The sequence below is a fragment of the Bradyrhizobium sp. MI1.11 genome, from assembly GCF_055811255.1.
In genome coordinates, this window is the sequence record NZ_JBVVPM010000022.1 from 63,057 (window position 1) to 78,487 (window position 15,431).

Here is a 15,431-nt window from a genome sequence, read left to right on the forward strand (position 1 = left end):
GCGCACCCGCCCCCCCCCCCCCGCGCAACACACCCAAATCTATATCGCCCCCGCACCCCCCGCCCCCGCCGCGCTTCCCCGACAGACTTGCATTTCCCCCACGCGCCGCGGCGCGCGGGGCGGCGCCGGCGCCTTCGGCGAGATTATGCGTATCGGTCCAGAGCGCATGGATCGCGAGCGCGATCTCATCGTCCATCACCTGGACGATACGCGAGGCGCCCTTGAGGATGACCGCGAGCGCTTCCGGATCGGGAATCCGCGTCGCCATGCCGTCCGCGAGCGTGTTGCTGGTCTCGGTCGTCACGACGTGGCCCGCCGCGAACGACAGCGCGTAGGACGGCGCCTCGGTCGACTGCACGCCGACGATCTCGGTCTTCAGGCCGAGCAGATCGCGCGCCATGATGCAGCCGCAGATCCCCGAGCCCTGCCCGATCGGCACATAGAGGACGTCGAGATCGGGCGCGGCCCGGAGCATTTCGAGCGCATAGGTCGCCACGCCCAGCACCAGGTCCGTATGGAACGACGGCACCATGTGCAGTCCGGCGAACTGCGCGTGGCGCCCGGCCTCCTCGCGTGCGGCCTGAAAGTCCTCGCCATGTTCAACGAGCTCTGCGCCAAACGCCTTCATCGCGCGGTTCTTCTCGACCGAATTGCCGCGCGGCACATAGATCACGGCAGGCACGCCATGGCGGCTCGCCGCAAAAGCGAGGCTCTGACCATGATTGCCGCGCGTCGCCGAGATGATGCCCGGAATGTTCGGCCGTTCGCGCTTCAGCCGATCGAGATAGACCAACCCGCCGCGCACCTTGAAGGCGCCTGTCGGCGTGTGATTCTCGTGCTTGACGAGGACCTGCGTGCCGAGCCGCTCGGCGAGCAGCGGCCAGGCGTGCGCCGGCGTTGCCGGCACCGCCTGCCCCACGATCGCATGTGCGCGTTCGAGCTCGTTCAGGTCGAACATTTCACCTTCTCATCAATCCATCTCTCGCGACTGTCATCCCCGCGAAGGCGGGGATCCAGTATTCCAGAGGCCCCGAGAGCGATCGAGAGGCCGCGGCGTACTGGATCGCCCGGTCAAGCCGGGCGATGACAGCGGAATTTGTGACGATCACGCTCACACCAGCGCCTTGCCGCCGGCGAACGCCTTTGCGGTGGCTTCGTCGTTCGCCTGCTCCGGCAACAGCATCTCGTTGTGCGCCTTGCCGGAGGGGATCATCGGGAAACAATTTTCCAGCGACGCGACGCGGCAGTCGAACAGCACCGGGCGCTTGACCGAGATCATCTCCTGGATGGCGCCGTCGAGATCGCCGGGTTTGTGCACCTGGATGCCGACCCCGCCATAGGCTTCCGCGAGCTTGACAAAGTCCGGCATCGCCTCCGAGTAGGAATGCGACAGGCGGTTGCCATGGAGCAGCTGCTGCCACTGCCGCACCATGCCCATGTACTGGTTGTTCAGGATGAAGATCTTGATCGGCAGCTCGTACTGCACCGCCGTCGACATCTCCTGCATCGTCATCTGCACCGAGGCATCGCCCGCGATGTCGATGACGAGACTGTCGGGATGGGCAACCTGCACGCCGACCGCGGCCGGCAAGCCGTAGCCCATGGTGCCGAGACCGCCCGAGGTCATCCAGCGATGCGGCTCCTCAAAGCCGTAGAACTGCGCGGCCCACATCTGATGCTGGCCGACCTCGGTGGTGATGTAGGTGTCCCTGCCGCGCGTCGCCTCGAACAGGCTCTGGATCGCGTGTTGCGGCAGGATGACGTCGTTGCTCTTCCTGTAATAGAGCGAGTTGCGGGCGCGCCACTGCGCGATCTGCTGCCACCAGGCCTTGATGTCGGGCTTCTTCGCCTCCGCCTTGAACACCTGGAGAATGTCGCCGAGGATGTTGCCGCAGTCGCCGATGATCGGCACGTCGACGCGGATGTTCTTGTTGATCGAGGACGGGTCGATATCGATGTGGATCTTCTTCGAGCCCGGCGAGAACGCATCGACGCGGCCGGTGATGCGGTCGTCGAAGCGCGCACCGACGCACAGCATGACGTCACAATCATGCATGGTCATGTTGGCTTCGTAGGTGCCGTGCATGCCGAGCATGCCGAGCCAGCTCTTGCCCGACGCGGGATATGCGCCGAGGCCCATCAGCGTGGAGGTGATCGGAAAGCCGGTGACCTCGACCAGCTCGCGCAGCAGCCTGGTGGCCTCGGGACCGGAATTGATCACGCCGCCGCCGCTGTAGATCACGGGGCGCTTGGCGCCTGCGAGCAGCGCCACGGCCTTGCGGATCTGCGTCGCATCGCCCTTCACGCGCGGCGCGTAGGAGCGATGCACGTCGGACTTGCGCGGCGGATGATAGGTGCCGGTCGCGAACTGCACGTCCTTGGGCACGTCGACGAGCACCGGGCCCGGCCGACCCGTGGTCGCAACGTAAAACGCCTCGTGCAGCACCTTTGCGAGATCGTTGACGTCGCGCACCAGCCAGTTGTGTTTGGTGCAGGGGCGCGTGATGCCGACCGTGTCGCATTCCTGGAACGCGTCGTTGCCGATCAGATGCGTCGGCACTTGGCCGGAGATGCAGACCAGCGGGATCGAGTCCATCAGCGCGTCGGTGAGCGGCGTCACCATGTTGGTGGCGCCGGGGCCGGAGGTCACCAGTGCAACGCCCGGCCTGCCGGTCGAACGCGCATAGCCCTCGGCGGCGTGGCCCGCCCCCTGCTCGTGGCGGACCAGGATGTGCTGGACTTCGCTCTGCTGGAAGATCTCGTCGTAGATCGGAAGCACCGCGCCGCCGGGATAGCCGAAAATGTCGGTCACGCCATGATCGATGAGCGCGCGGACGATCATTGCGGCGCCGGTCATCTGGTTCGGATCGTGGCTCTTGTCGCTCATTGGCTTGCTCCGGATGCGCTGTTGTCAGCGGCTTCGTTCGTGTCGGGTTTTCGGAAATAAAAAAGGCCCCGAAGAGGGCCCATGCACACCGCCTGTCATGTGGATGGCAGCTAGCCACCCCCGGCGGTGTGCCTGGGTACGACGGCGATAAGGAGTTTGGTAATAATGTTACGCATGGCGGCGGCTCGGCTTCCCAAAGGTTGCGCGAAACATAGCGGCCGGGGCCCCGATGTCAAGGCAATGCGGCCGTTCCCGCGCGATTTTGGCAGTGTAGCGGTGTTCCCGGGGTTGGGCGAGAGGTAAATTCGGCGACCGAGGCACAAAAGCGTGTCAACCGGGGTCCCGGGCCGCGTTCACCGCCGCCGCCAGCCAGCCCCGCCCCCCCTCCGGCTTCACCCACTCGAATTCGGGCAATTGGTGCCGAAACCAGGTGAACTGCCGCTTGGCGTAGTGCCGGGTGTCGGCGCGGCCGATGGTGGCCGCCTGCTCCAGGCTGAGCTCACCACGCAGATGCCGGACCAGGGCCGGCACGCCGTGAGCCTTCATCGCCGGCAGCAGCGGATCGAGGTCTCGGGCGGCGAGACGCTCGACCTCCTCCAGAGCGCCGGCCTCCAACATGACATCAAAGCGGGCGTCGATGCGCGCATAGAGGTCGTCGCGCTCGGGCGCGAGGAACACAGCGCGAAAACTGTCCTTGGGCAAGAGCGGCGGCTGCCCCTCATGGTGCCAGTCCAGCAGCGAACGGCCGGTGGCTTCGACCACTTCGAGCGCGCGCGCAATGCGCGTGCGGTCACGCAGGTTCAATCGCTCGGCTGCCTTGGGATCGGCGGCTGCGAGTTCCGCGTGCATCGCCTCGACGCCGTTCCGCTCCAGCCGCGCCCGGACGTCCTCGCGCACCTCGGCGGGGATTGGCGGCACCACGGAAAGGCCCGCCGTCAGCGCCTTGAAATACAGCCCGGTGCCGCCGATGAAGATCGGCAGGCGGCCTTCGGCTTGCGCCTCTTCAAGCGCCCTCGCCGCGTCACTCACCCAGGCTCCGGCCGAAAAATTCACGGCCGCATCGACATGGCCGTACAGGCGATGAGGCACCTGCGCCTCGTCGCCTAGGGTGGGGCGCGCGGTGATGATGCGGAGGTCGCGGTAGACCTGCATGGAATCGGCATTGATCACGACCCCGTTCGCAGCGAGCGCAAGCTCGATCGCGAGCGCCGACTTGCCGCTGGCGGTCGGGCCTGCGATAAGCACGGCCTTGCCAACATGCCCTCTGCCGACTTGCCCCTCGCTCACGAAAACCTCAAATGTCCCTCGTTGCCACGCTGATCTGCAACCCGAATAACCCCGCGCTCGACTCGACCATCGTCGACGGAGCCCGCGCCGTGCTGCCTCAGGCAGCTCCCGCGCACTGGCTGTTCGACGGGGTGGCAGTCGACATCCCCTTCGGCGCCGACAGTAACCTCGAAGGCGACCGTCACGCCATCGAACAGCGGCTCCGCGAGCTTCGCGGCGACCTACCGATTGATATCGTGGTGCAACCAGTCGGCTTCCGGCGCAAGAAGCTTTTTCTCGCCGACATGGATTCCACCATGATCGGCCAGGAATGCATCGACGAGCTCGCCGATTGCGTCGGGGTGAAGGCCCATGTGGCAGCCATCACCGAGCGTGCGATGCGCGGCGAGGTCGAGTTCGAGCCGGCGCTGCGCGAGCGCGTCGCGCTGCTCAAAGACCTCCCCGCCAGTGCCGTCGACGAGGTGCTGGCCAAGCGCATTACGCTGACGCCGGGTGGCCGCGAATTGGTCGCGACCATGCGCGCCCATGGCGCCTATGCCTGTCTCGTCTCCGGCGGTTTCACACTGTTCACCAGTGCGGTCGCCACCAGGATCGGTTTCCAGGAGAACCGCGCCAACGAGCTCGTCGTCCGCGACGGCAAGTTCACCGGCGAGGTGAAGGAGCCGATTTTGGGGCGCGCGGCAAAGCTCGCGACGCTGGTGGATCTGATGGAGTCGTTCGATCTCGACGACGTCGACTCGCTGGCGGTCGGCGACGGCGCCAATGATCTCGCGATGATCCAGGCGGCTGGGCTGGGCGTGGCGTATCATGCCAAGCCTGCGGTGGCCGCGGCTGCGGCAGCCCGGATCGATCATGGCGATCTCACCGCGCTGCTGTATGCGCAGGGGTATCGGCGCGAGGAGTTCGTGAGGCGTAGCCTCCTCTCCGCTGTCATCACCCGCGAAAGCGGGTGATCCAGTATTCCAGAGACAGGGCGAGGATACGGAAAGGCCGCGGCGTACTGGATGCCCCGCTTTCGCGGAGCATGACAGTGAATGTGTGGCGACTCATGCCCCTTACTGCACGCTCAACGCCACGAAGCGCAGCTCGCCGTCGGCGTTCGACACCAGCAGCAGCACCGACTTCTTGCCGTCCTTCTTGAGCTGGTCGACCCGCTTCTGGATGTCGGCGCCGCTGGAGACGCCCTCCTGCGCCACCTCGACGATGACGTCGCCGGCGGAGAGGCGCTTCTCGGCGGCGTCCGAATTGGCGTCGACATTGGTGACGACCACACCCTTGACGCTGTCCTTGATCTTGTAGCGCGCACGCAGGTCCTTGCTCAGCGCCGCGAGATCGAGGCCGAGCGCCTTCTGCGTCACGGTCTTTTCAGGCGGAGGCTCGTCGGTCTTCACTGCGGCCTGCACCTTGTCGGGATCCTGCAACCTGCCGAGCGTGACCTTCTTGGTCTCCTCCTGACTCTTGCGGATGATGACGACGTCGACCTCCTTGCCGACCGCCGTGTCGGCGACCACGCGAGACAGATCCTTCGGGTCCTTGACGTCCTTGCCGTCAAACTTGACGACGACGTCGCCGGGCTCGATGCCGGCCGGCTTGGCCGGGCCCTTGTCGTCGACGCCGGCAACCAGCGCGCCGCGCGGCGGCTTGATGTTGAGGCTCTCGGCGATCTCGTCGGTAACGCTCTGGATGCGCACGCCCAGCCAGCCGCGGCGCAACTCGCCGAACTGGCGGAGCTGGTCGACCACACCCGCGACCGTCTTCGACGGTACGGCGAAGCCGATGCCGATCGAGCCGCCGGAGGGCGAGATGATCAATGTGTTGACGCCGATGACGTCGCCATCGAGGTTGAACAGCGGACCGCCGGAATTGCCGCGGTTGATGGAGGCGTCGGTCTGAATGTAGCTGTCGTACGGACCTGACGAGATGTCACGGTTCTTCGCCGAAACAATACCGGCCGTCACGGTGCCGCCGAGGCTGAAAGGATTGCCGATCGCGACGACCCAGTCGCCGAGGCGCAGCTTGTCGGAATCGCCGAACTTCACCGACACCAGCGGCTTCGGCGGCTTGAACTTCAGCACGGCAAGGTCGGTCTTCTTGTCGACGCCGACCAGGTCGGCCTTGATCTTGGTCCCGTCGTTGAGGATGACGTTGATCTCGTCGGCGTCCGCGATGACGTGGTTGTTGGTGACGACGACGCCTGACGTGTCGATGATGAAGCCGCTTCCGAGCGAGTTGGTCTTGCGCGGCGCCGGGCTATTCTCTCCGCCCTTGCTGCCGCCGCCGGGACCCTTGCGATTCTTGAAGAAGTCGTCGAAGAACTCCTCGAAGGGCGAGCCGGGCGGCAGTTGCGGCATGGCATTGCCGCCGCCGCCCTTGGCTTCGACGGTTTGCGAGGTCGAGATGTTGACGACCGCGTCGATCACCTTCTCGGCGACGTCGGCGATGCCGTCCGGTCCGCGCGCAGAGGCCGGTGTGCCGAATGCGCTGAAAGCGCCAACGGCGAGCGCGGCCAGCCCTAAGCGCAAACGGGTCGGGGCAATGGTGGCAGCGGTCATTGTGATCTCCAGGAAGCAAGGATTCGGCGTCAAGACTGCGCTCGAACGGGGGGACGGCGCAAGCGCGGACCTTAACGGGCCTCAAGACCCGGACAATAAGGCGAAAACCGGTCCCTCGCCTTCACTTTGGCGTTGGTGCGACGGCTAAATTGGCCGTCGCATAACCCAGATCAGGACCAAGCCGGCCACGGCCGAACCAATGCCGACCGCTCGCAGGACATTGTCCGGTGTGGCCATCGCGCTTTTCATGGCCTTGCGCATCCAGGCCGGGCTTGCCGCGAACATCAAGCCTTCCAGCACGAACAGGATGCCCAAACCGATGAGGAAGTCGGTGAACGCAATGGACCTCATCGGATTGGAACCTCCCGTTGTGCTGTTCTTGTCTGGACGAGGGGCGGCCAGACCTGAGGCCCGACTTGCCGCCCTTGTCTCACTTACGGCTTCGCTGGCGTCGTGGTCGCCGTCTTGCCGGACGGGTTACCAAAGAACCGGAAGAAATCCGAGTCCGGGCGCAGCAGGAAGCGAGTGTCGTTCGCGCGCAGCCCGTTCTCATAGGCCGTCATCGAGCGGTAGAAGGAGAAGAAATCCGCATCCTTGCCGTAGGCTTCGGCGAACAGACGGTTGCGCTCGGCATCGCCGACGCCGCGCGTCTGCTCGGCCAGCGACCTTGCATCTGCCTCGATCACGGTCGCCTCGCGGTCGGCCTTGGAGCGGATCTCCTGTGCCTTCTGGCCGCCCTGCGCGCGGAACTCGGCGGCTTCGCGCTCGCGTTCCGTCTTCATGCGCTGATAGACCGCCTGGCTGTTCTGCTCGGGCAGATCGGCACGGCGGATCCGGACGTCGACGACCTGGATGCCGTAGCCGTCGGCCTCATGATCGAGCTGATCGCGGATGCGCTGCATCAGCTTCTCGCGGTCGTCCCGGACCACGTTGATGAAGGTCACCTCGCCGAGAACGCGGCGCAGCGCCGCGTTCAAGAGCGTGGTGAGCTGGATGTTGGCGGCCTGGATCGAGCCGATGCTCTGATAGAAGCGGAGCGCGTCCTTGATGCGGTAACGCGCAAAGGCGTCGACCACGAGCCGCTTCTGGTCGGACGCGATCGCTTCCTGCGACGGGTTCTCCAGATCGAGGATGCGCTTGTCGATGTTGATCACCGAATTCCACGGTGCCTTGAAGTGCAGGCCGGGATCGGTGACGACGTCGACGGGCTTGCCGAATTGCAGCACGATGGTCTGCTCGGTCTGCGCCACCGTGAACAGGGACATGTAGCCCACGATCACGACGAGCAGGAGGCCGAGCAGCGTGACAATGCCTGTGACCGGAGATCTCATCGGTTGCCTCCGGTCGTCTGCTGGCCGGTTGCAGGCGGCCGCTTGGCCGTCAATTCGCTGAGCGGCAGATAAGGCACGACGCCCTGGCCCGACTGGCCGCCGTCATAGATGAGCTTTTCCGAGCCGCCGAGCACGCGCTCCATCGTCTCCAGATAAATCCGTTCACGCGTCACGTCGGGCGCCTTCTTGTATTCCTCGTAAACCTTCAGGAAGCGCGAGCTCTGGCCCTTGGCCTCGGCGACCGTCTGCTCCCTGTAGCCTTCGGCGGCCTGCATGATCTGCGCCGCACGTCCGCGTGCCTGCGGCACGACCTGGTTGGCGTAGGTCTGCGCCTCGTTCTGCAGCTGCTCGAGGTTGGCGCGCGCCGCCTGGACGTCGCGGAAGGCGTCGATCACCTGCGCCGGCGGGTCGACCTTCTGCATCTGCACCTGGCTGATCTGAATGCCGGCGCCGTAGCTGTCCAGGGTCTTCTGGATCAGTTCCTGCACGCCCTGTTCGGTGACGTTGCGCGCGCCGGTCAGGATCGGCTGGATCTGCGAGCGGCCGATCACCTCACGCATCGCGCTCTCGGCGACCGCCTTCACGGTGCCTTCGGGGTTCTGGATGTTGAAGAGGAAATCGCCGACGCCATTGGGCTTGATGCGCCAGAGCACGGTGAAGTCGACGTCGACGATGTTCTCGTCGCCGGTCAGCATCAGGCTCTCTTCCGGCACGTCACGAATGGAACGGCCGCGCCGCGCCGGATCGTCGATCAGCGTCATGCCGATGGAAATGGTAGAAACGCGCAATGCCTTTGGCAGCAGCACGGTCTCGATCGGATACGGCAGGTGATAGTTCAGGCCGGGCTCCACGGTGCGGACATGCTTGCCGAAGCGCAGCACGACGCCGAGCTCTTCGGACTGCACCCGGAAGAAGCCCGACAGCAGCCAAAACGCGACGATGAGCAGCACGATCAGCGTGATGCCGATGCCGGAGAAATAGCCGCCCGGCATGATCTGCTGGAGGCGATCCTGGCCGCGCCGCAGAAGGTCTTCCAGATCCGGCGGCCTTGGCCCGACCGGTTGCGGGCCGTTGCCCCATGGTCCCTTCGGACCCGAGCCCCATGGGCCACCGCCCTGATTCTTCCACGGCATTCGACGCTCTCCTCGGCAGGGTGAAATTGCCCCCGCCCGCTTTGTCCGGTCCGGCTTTATAGGGGACAGGCAGGTCCCTTACAACGCAGCCCTCGCCGCCCTCCGAGCTAAGCTTGGGGGCAGAAAAGTCAATGTTAACATTGGCAAATGCGGTTAATGGCCCGCCCGCCGACGATATGTCACATAGGAGTAGTCGGCGCTGTCGTGGGGTCCGGCAGGATGACGGATGCGCTCGACCTCGTCCCACTCTGCCCTGTCGATGTCGAAATGCGTGTCGCCTTCGGGGCGGGCATGCACTTCGGTGATTTCGAGGCGATCGGCGCGATCGAGCCATTGCCGATAGATTTCGGCACCGCCAATCACGGCGATCTCGGTGACCGAACGCCGCAGGGCATCGCCGCGCGCGATGGCGTCTGCCTCGGCAGTCGATGTCGTGACGATGGCGCCGGTGGCGCGATACTCCGCATCGCGCGTGACGACGATATTGGTGCGGCCCGGAAGCGGCCGGGGCAGGGATTCGAAGGTCCTGCGGCCCATGATCACGGGCTTGCCGATCGTGAGCGCCTTGAAGCGCGCCATGTCGGATTTCATTCGCCACGGCATCGCGTTGCCGGCGCCGATGACGCCGTTCTCCGCGATGGCGACGACGAAGACGATCTCCATCAGGTCGCGCTCCCGGCAAGCCGTGTCAGCGCCGGACCGGTGACGCGGCACAGCGTCCAGTCCTCCAGCATGATGGCACCGAGCGACTTGTAGAACGCGATCGACGGCGCGTTCCAGTCGAGCACCGCCCATTGCAGCCGCGACCAGCCGTTCTCGACGCATTCCCTGGCAAGGTGCACGAGCAGAGCCTTGCCGAGGCCCCTGCCCCGGTGTGACGGCCGCACATACAAATCTTCGAGATAGATGCCGTGGCGGCCGCTGAACGTCGAGAAATTCGCAAACCACACCGCGAAGCCGACCGGCTCGCCGTTCCACTCGGCGAGGGCGCAATGGAGTTGCGGTCGCTCCCCGAACAGTGCGTCGGCGATGTCAGCCTCGGTCGCCTCGACCTCGTGCGAAAGCTTTTCGTACTCGGCGAGCTCGCGGATGAAAGCAAGAACCAGCCCGGCTTCGCCGGGACGCACAGGGCGGATGTTGAGCGACATCGGCGTCAGACCGCGACCGCGGCCTTGATGTGCGGATGCGGGTCGTAGCCGACGAGCTCAAAGTCCTCGTAACGGAAGGAGAAGATATCCTTCACCTCGGGATTGATCCGCATCACCGGCAGCGCGCGCGGCGCGCGCGTGAGCTGGAGCTTCGCCTGCTCCAGATGGTTGGAATAGAGATGAGTGTCACCGAATGAGTGCACGAAGTCGCCGGCCTTCAGGCCCGTGACCTGCGCCACCATCAGGGTGAGCAGCGCATAGGAGGCGATGTTGAAGGGCACGCCGAGGAACACGTCGGCCGAGCGCTGATAGAGCTGGCACGACAGCTTGCCGTTGGCGACGTAGAACTGGAACAGGCAGTGGCACGGCGGCAGCGCCATCTTGTCGACCTCGGCCGGATTCCAGGCCGAGACGATCAGGCGGCGCGAGTCCGGATTGCGCTTGATCATGTCGATCACGTTCGCGATCTGATCGATGCTGCGTCCGTCCGGCGCGGGCCAGGAGCGCCACTGATGGCCGTAGACGGGGCCGAGATCGCCATTGGCGTCGGCCCACTCGTCCCAGATGGTGACACCGTTGTCGCGCAGATATTTGATGTTGGTATCGCCCTTCAGGAACCACAATAGCTCATGCACGATCGCCTTCAGCGGCAGGCGCTTGGTGGTCAGCATCGGAAAACCGGCAGACAGGTTGAAGCGCATCTGATGGCCGAACACCGACAGCGTGCCGGTGCCGGTCCGGTCGGTCTTTTCGGCGCCGTCTGAAAGAATCCGCTCGAGCAGGTCCTGATACTGGTGCATGTGCGTGAGCCTTTGGGGAGGCGGCGAATTTAGCGGCCGCCCCCGCGCTGCGACAGCGGCGATTCGCCATCGATACGCATTATACCCGGAAAAGTGAGCGTTCCCGGTGCAAACGACAAGGGGCGGAACTCAGCATTCCGCCCCTCGTCTATCAGATTGATCCTGCTGGCCAACTTGCCGGCTGGGTTCGAGGCACGACGCGCCGACGCAGGCGCGGCGCCCTTAGTTTTCGGATTCCGTGAATACCTCGTCGCGCTTGGCACGCAACGCGGGCAGCACCGTGAGCACCAGGAGGAAAGCGGCGATCGCGAGCAGCACGGCCGACAGCGGACGCGTCAGGAACACGCTCCAGTCGCCGCGCGAGATCAGCAGCGCGCGGCGCAGGTTCTCTTCCATCAGCGGTCCGAGCACCATGCCGAGCAGCAGCGGCGCCGGCTCGAAATCGTGCTTGATCAGCCAGTAGCCGACCAGACCGAACACGCCTGCGAGGATGACGTCGACCGGCGCGTTATTCACCGAGTAGATGCCGATCGCGCAGAAGATCACGATCGAGGGGAACATCAGCCGGTAGGGAACGCGCAACAGCCGCACCCAGATTCCAACCAGCGGCAGGTTGATGATGATCAGCATCAGATTGCCGATCCACATCGAGGCGATCATGCCCCAGACCAGTTCCGGCTGCTTCTGCATCACCTGCGGACCCGGTACGATGCCGTGGATGGTCATCGCGCCCACCATCAGCGCCATCACGGCGTTGGGCGGGATGCCGAGTGTCAGCAGCGGGATGAAGGAGGTCTGCGCCGCGGCATTGTTGGCGCTTTCCGGCGCCGCCACGCCCTCGATCGCACCGCGGCCGAACCGCGACGGGTTCTTGGCGATCTTCTTCTCGAGCGTGTAGGACGCAAAGGACGCGATGACGGCGCCGCCGCCCGGCAGGATGCCGAGGATCGAGCCGAGCACGGTGCCGCGCAGGATCGCAGGTGCCGAGTCGATCAGGTCCTTCCTGGTCGGCATCAGGCCGGTGATCTTCTGCTGCACGAGGTCGCGGTTCATCTCGGCGCCGGCGTCGAGGTTGCGGATGATCTCGGCGAAGCCAAACACGCCCATCGCCACCGTCGCAAAGCCGAGACCATCGGCAAGCTCCGGAATGTTGAACGCCATGCGCGAGGCGCCGGTCTCGATGTCAGAGCCGACCATCGACAGCATCAGGCCGAACACGATCATCGCGATCGCCTTCAGCACCGACCCCTTGGCCAGCACCACCGCGAAGATCAGGCCCAGCACCATCAGCGAGAAATATTCGGCCGGGCCGAACGCCAGCGCGAGCTTGGTCAGCGGCGCACCGAGAACGGCAATGAGCACGGTCGCGACGCAGCCGGCGAAGAACGAGCCGATCGCCGCGATCGCCAGCGCCGGGCCGGCACGGCCCTGCTTTGCCATCTGATGGCCGTCGATGGCGGTGACGACCGACGTCGCCTCACCGGGAATATTGACCAGGATCGAGGTGGTCGAGCCGCCGTACTGGGCGCCGTAATAGATGCCGGCGAGCATGATCAGCGCGCCGACCGGCGGCAATCCGAACGTGATCGGCAGGAGCATCGCCACGGTTGCGACGGTGCCGATACCGGGCAGCACGCCAACCAGCGTGCCGACCAATGCGCCAATCAGGCACATGAGAATATTGATCGAGATCGGCAGCGACAGACCGTAGAGCCACCAGGGTGACCACCACGAGATCTGAAACACCACACCGAAACCGAGGCCCAGATTGTGGAAGAGATCGAACATCACACCCTCACTGAACCAGGAAGCGCGGGAACATCGGCATCGGCAGCCCGAGCACGTAGGGGAAAAGCAGCGCGCAGCCGAGCGTCAGGCAGGCGCCGACGATGATCGCTTCGAGCCAGCGCGTTTCATGCGTGCCCATCGCCGCGATCAGGAAGCTTGCGAATGCCGTAACCACCACCCCAAGCGGACGAATCGCCAGCGCGAAGAAGACGATCGAGATCATCACAAAGAGGGGCCCACGCCAGGCATAGTGCGCCATGCCCGGCCCGTCGGTCAGCAGTCCCGTCAACGCGATGCCGGCGCCAAGTGCGACGAGCAGCCCGCCAAACATCCGCGGCGCCGTGCCGGCGCCGAAGGAGAAGCCGCGCATCCCCTGCAAATCGCTGGAGGCCCACAGTGCGAACAAGGCGAGCGCCATCAACACGATCCCGCCGACATAGTCCTGCGCCGACCTGATCGTCATGAAGAACGTGAGAATCGCCACCGCAAAGATCGGATAGGAATAGATCAGCGCCAGCAGCACATCGGAGGACGCCTTCTTGGTGTCACCGCCGACCGCCCCGAGCAACGCGCCGGGCGCACCCGCGAGCAGCGCCGTAGCGTGGCTGGTCACCACGGCAGCCGGGCCGCGTCCGGCGCCCCAGCCAAAGATCGTCCCGAACGACCAGATGAATTCGAAAATCTGCGGCGCTATGGCCAGCAGACAAAAGCTGATCACCACCGAGGTGTTTCGGTTGGCTGTCGCCGAGTGGCCCATCGTATCGGCCATGCATGTCTCCTCCGCGACCCGTAAGCCACGAGCACTGTTGTTCTAATCGGCTGGAAATCGATGCCCCCGCCCGGATCCCTGCCTAGCCATTTTCACTACACAATGCCAGCAAAACCCAACAAGCCCCCGACCAGCAAAATCCATAGTGGATTGATGCGCGAGACGGATGCGACCACTGCAACCGTCGCGGTCAGAAGCAGCGCAGCAAGCGTGCGATCGGTCGACTCGGCGAGGATCAGGGCGCTCGCCGCCATCAAGCCTATCGAGAGCGGAACCAGTGCAGCCTGGATCAGCCCGGGCCAGCGCGATTGGCTCGGCCGATTGAGGAGCCGGCTGACATAATAGGCAAGCAGCGCGGTGGGCAGGCACATGGCCAAGGTCGCCGCCAGGGCGCCGGGGATGCCGGCGACGGCATAGCCGATTAACGTGACGATAAGGACGTTCGGACCTGGTGAGAGCTGCGCGATCGCATAGGCGTCGGCGAACTGCTTGTCGGTCATCCAGTGATGCACCTCGACCGCGATGCGGTGCATCTCGGGCACGGCCGCCGCGGCGCCGCCGACCGCGAACAGCGACATCAGACCAAAGGTCGAGATCAGCGCCCAGATCGGGTTCTCCGCGTTCATGCTGCTACCTTCCGCCGCATCAGGAAAATGGCGCCGACGCTGACGGGGATCGCAACCAAAAGCACAGCCTGGAGCGGCAGGCGAAGGACGCCGATGGCGAGGAATACGCCTAGCATCAGGATGAGCGCGACGACGTCCAGCCGCTTGAGCAGCGGCGTCATCATCCGGAAGACCACCGCGATCAAGAGGCCGACGGCCGCACAGGAGATGCCCGCGAGGCTGCGGCGCAGCACGTCCACATCGCCGAACCGGGCGTAGATGATCGCGAGCACCGTCATGATCAGCGTGGGCGGGAGCAACAGCCCTGCAAAGGCGGCAATGCCGCCGGCGATTCCGCGCAGCCGCGCGCCGAACACCATCGACAGATTGACGATGTTGGGCCCGGGCAGGAAATGGCAGAGCGCGAACGTCTCGTTGAACTCGTCCGCCGTCATCCAGCGGTGCTGTTCGACGATGGCCTGCCGGGCGAATACCAAAACCCCGCCGAAACCTGCCAGCGACATCCGGGCGAAGGCGAGGAACAGCGCGAGCAAGCCCGGCGGAACGGCGCTGGTGGCCAGACCGTCCGGCTCTTGAACTGGTTGTTGGGCGGCCGGTGCGGAATCCTCGGACATGTCAGGAGCTTAGAACGCCGGCCGGCGCGCGGCCAAGCCTGGCGGGAACCTATCCAAAGGGAACCCCGGAATGATCGCTCGAAACACCTGTTATTTGAAACGTTTGCCCCCTATATTGGGAGTGCCGGTTCGCCGGCTATGGAAATAAACGGTCGTCGCAATAAACCATTCGGACCCGGGGGCGGTACCCGGCGCCTCCACCAAAGCCCACCAGCGGGCTAGCCCTGAGGCGGGCTTTGGCGGGGGCGAAATAGGATCGACGAGGGCGTAAAGGGCGTTCTTTTTCCCGGTATTGTTCCGCCGTTATCGGGCTATGCAATAGTTGCCAACGACAACTTTGCTCCGGTTGCTCAGGCTGCGTAACGCAGTTTGAAAGACCATTCTGAAGTCCTAACGGGTTAAGCTCCGTTAGGCGGGGTTCGGAGGCACCTGGCAACAGAAGCCTCCACTTACCTCTTATTTCCTACCCCGCGGGGACTCCTGCTGACCCGTCAGG

At 64.8% G+C, this 15,431-nt stretch carries 15 protein-coding genes and 1 other RNA gene; 2 read left to right on the plus strand and 14 right to left on the minus strand.

Annotated features, from left to right (window positions below; genetic code table 11):
- The 3 genes from AC0L30_RS22080 to miaA all read right to left on the minus strand — a co-directional run.
- Positions 1-958 (minus strand): threonine dehydratase (locus AC0L30_RS22080; RefSeq protein WP_473405209.1); only part of this gene is annotated, 958 nt, incomplete at its 3' end.
- 153 nt (positions 959-1,111) lie between these two features.
- Positions 1,112-2,887 carry an acetolactate synthase 3 large subunit gene (locus tag AC0L30_RS22085; protein ID WP_007600983.1) on the minus strand — a complete coding sequence of 592 codons (1,776 nt, stop codon included), beginning with the start codon at positions 2,885-2,887 and terminating at the stop codon, positions 1,112-1,114.
- A 330-nt stretch (positions 2,888-3,217) separates the two neighbouring features.
- Complete coding sequence (gene miaA / locus AC0L30_RS22090; RefSeq protein WP_473405210.1) at positions 3,218-4,174, minus strand: tRNA (adenosine(37)-N6)-dimethylallyltransferase MiaA; 957 nt, start codon at positions 4,172-4,174, stop codon at positions 3,218-3,220.
- Positions 4,175-4,185: 11 nt separating this feature from the next.
- Here miaA and serB point away from each other — a divergent pair, with 11 nt between their 5' ends.
- Complete coding sequence (serB, locus tag AC0L30_RS22095; RefSeq protein ID WP_473405211.1) at positions 4,186-5,127, plus strand: phosphoserine phosphatase SerB; 942 nt, start codon at positions 4,186-4,188, stop codon at positions 5,125-5,127.
- 102 nt (positions 5,128-5,229) lie between these two features.
- Here serB and AC0L30_RS22100 read toward each other — a convergent pair whose 3' ends face one another.
- The 11 genes from AC0L30_RS22100 to AC0L30_RS22150 all read right to left on the minus strand — a co-directional run bounded on the left by AC0L30_RS22100 (position 5,230) and on the right by AC0L30_RS22150 (position 14,935).
- Positions 5,230-6,726, minus strand: coding sequence for a Do family serine endopeptidase (locus AC0L30_RS22100; protein WP_007600980.1), 1,497 nt, complete (start codon positions 6,724-6,726; stop codon positions 5,230-5,232).
- A gap of 144 nt (positions 6,727-6,870) precedes the next feature.
- Positions 6,871-7,077: a DUF2065 domain-containing protein gene (locus AC0L30_RS22105; RefSeq protein ID WP_007600979.1), complete on the minus strand. Its 207-nt coding sequence runs from the start codon at positions 7,075-7,077 to the stop codon at positions 6,871-6,873.
- Between the two features lie 83 nt (positions 7,078-7,160).
- Complete coding sequence (gene hflC, locus AC0L30_RS22110) at positions 7,161-8,057, minus strand: protease modulator HflC (protein WP_007600978.1); 897 nt, start codon at positions 8,055-8,057, stop codon at positions 7,161-7,163.
- Positions 8,054-9,190: an FtsH protease activity modulator HflK gene (gene hflK, locus AC0L30_RS22115; RefSeq protein ID WP_007600977.1), complete on the minus strand. Its 1,137-nt coding sequence runs from the start codon at positions 9,188-9,190 to the stop codon at positions 8,054-8,056. Before hflK ends, hflC begins: the two co-directional genes overlap by 4 nt.
- A 153-nt stretch (positions 9,191-9,343) precedes the next feature.
- Positions 9,344-9,853, minus strand: coding sequence for a dihydrofolate reductase (locus tag AC0L30_RS22120; protein ID WP_354170607.1), 510 nt, complete (start codon positions 9,851-9,853; stop codon positions 9,344-9,346).
- Entirely contained in the window at positions 9,853-10,338 is a 486-nt protein-coding gene (locus AC0L30_RS22125) for a GNAT family N-acetyltransferase (RefSeq protein ID WP_473405212.1), read from the minus strand. Before AC0L30_RS22125 ends, AC0L30_RS22120 begins: the two co-directional genes overlap by 1 nt.
- Before the next feature lie 5 nt (positions 10,339-10,343).
- On the minus strand, positions 10,344-11,138 hold the full coding sequence (locus AC0L30_RS22130) for a thymidylate synthase (protein WP_354170603.1): 795 nt from the start codon (positions 11,136-11,138) through the stop codon (positions 10,344-10,346).
- Positions 11,139-11,360: 222 nt separating this feature from the next.
- Positions 11,361-12,926 carry a tripartite tricarboxylate transporter permease gene (locus tag AC0L30_RS22135; RefSeq protein ID WP_007600973.1) on the minus strand — a complete coding sequence of 522 codons (1,566 nt, stop codon included), beginning with the start codon at positions 12,924-12,926 and terminating at the stop codon, positions 11,361-11,363.
- Between the two features lie 7 nt (positions 12,927-12,933).
- On the minus strand, positions 12,934-13,695 hold the full coding sequence (locus tag AC0L30_RS22140; protein ID WP_007600972.1) for a tripartite tricarboxylate transporter TctB family protein: 762 nt from the start codon (positions 13,693-13,695) through the stop codon (positions 12,934-12,936).
- A gap of 95 nt (positions 13,696-13,790) precedes the next feature.
- Positions 13,791-14,321 carry a chromate transporter gene (locus AC0L30_RS22145; RefSeq protein WP_007600971.1) on the minus strand — a complete coding sequence of 177 codons (531 nt, stop codon included), beginning with the start codon at positions 14,319-14,321 and terminating at the stop codon, positions 13,791-13,793.
- Entirely contained in the window at positions 14,318-14,935 is a 618-nt protein-coding gene (locus AC0L30_RS22150; RefSeq protein ID WP_007600970.1) for a chromate transporter, read from the minus strand. The genes AC0L30_RS22145 and AC0L30_RS22150 overlap by 4 nt, the downstream gene beginning before the upstream one ends.
- Before the next feature lie 84 nt (positions 14,936-15,019).
- Between AC0L30_RS22150 and ssrA the strand changes: the two genes are divergently transcribed.
- Positions 15,020-15,385: a transfer-messenger RNA gene (gene ssrA, locus AC0L30_RS22155) on the plus strand.
- The last annotated feature ends 46 nt before the right edge of the window (positions 15,386-15,431 follow it).

Excerpts from the sequence above, each read along its gene's own strand:
- AC0L30_RS22150 (WP_007600970.1), bottom strand. The coding sequence starts at position 14,935 with ATGTCCGAGGATTCCGCACCGGCCGCCCAACAACCAGTTCAAGAGCCG.
- AC0L30_RS22085 (WP_007600983.1), bottom strand. The coding sequence starts at position 2,887 with ATGAGCGACAAGAGCCACGATCCGAACCAGATGACCGGCGCCGCAATG.
- AC0L30_RS22145 (WP_007600971.1), bottom strand. The coding sequence starts at position 14,321 with ATGAACGCGGAGAACCCGATCTGGGCGCTGATCTCGACCTTTGGTCTG.
- AC0L30_RS22135 (WP_007600973.1), bottom strand. The coding sequence starts at position 12,926 with ATGTTCGATCTCTTCCACAATCTGGGCCTCGGTTTCGGTGTGGTGTTT.
- AC0L30_RS22130 (WP_354170603.1), bottom strand. The coding sequence starts at position 11,138 with ATGCACCAGTATCAGGACCTGCTCGAGCGGATTCTTTCAGACGGCGCC.
- hflK (WP_007600977.1), bottom strand. The coding sequence starts at position 9,190 with ATGCCGTGGAAGAATCAGGGCGGTGGCCCATGGGGCTCGGGTCCGAAG.
- AC0L30_RS22100 (WP_007600980.1), bottom strand. The coding sequence starts at position 6,726 with ATGACCGCTGCCACCATTGCCCCGACCCGTTTGCGCTTAGGGCTGGCC.
- hflC (WP_007600978.1), bottom strand. The coding sequence starts at position 8,057 with ATGAGATCTCCGGTCACAGGCATTGTCACGCTGCTCGGCCTCCTGCTC.
- AC0L30_RS22140 (WP_007600972.1), bottom strand. The coding sequence starts at position 13,695 with ATGGCCGATACGATGGGCCACTCGGCGACAGCCAACCGAAACACCTCG.
- serB (WP_473405211.1), top strand. The coding sequence starts at position 4,186 with ATGTCCCTCGTTGCCACGCTGATCTGCAACCCGAATAACCCCGCGCTC.
- AC0L30_RS22120 (WP_354170607.1), bottom strand. The coding sequence starts at position 9,853 with ATGGAGATCGTCTTCGTCGTCGCCATCGCGGAGAACGGCGTCATCGGC.
- AC0L30_RS22125 (WP_473405212.1), bottom strand. The coding sequence starts at position 10,338 with ATGTCGCTCAACATCCGCCCTGTGCGTCCCGGCGAAGCCGGGCTGGTT.
- AC0L30_RS22105 (WP_007600979.1), bottom strand. The coding sequence starts at position 7,077 with ATGAGGTCCATTGCGTTCACCGACTTCCTCATCGGTTTGGGCATCCTG.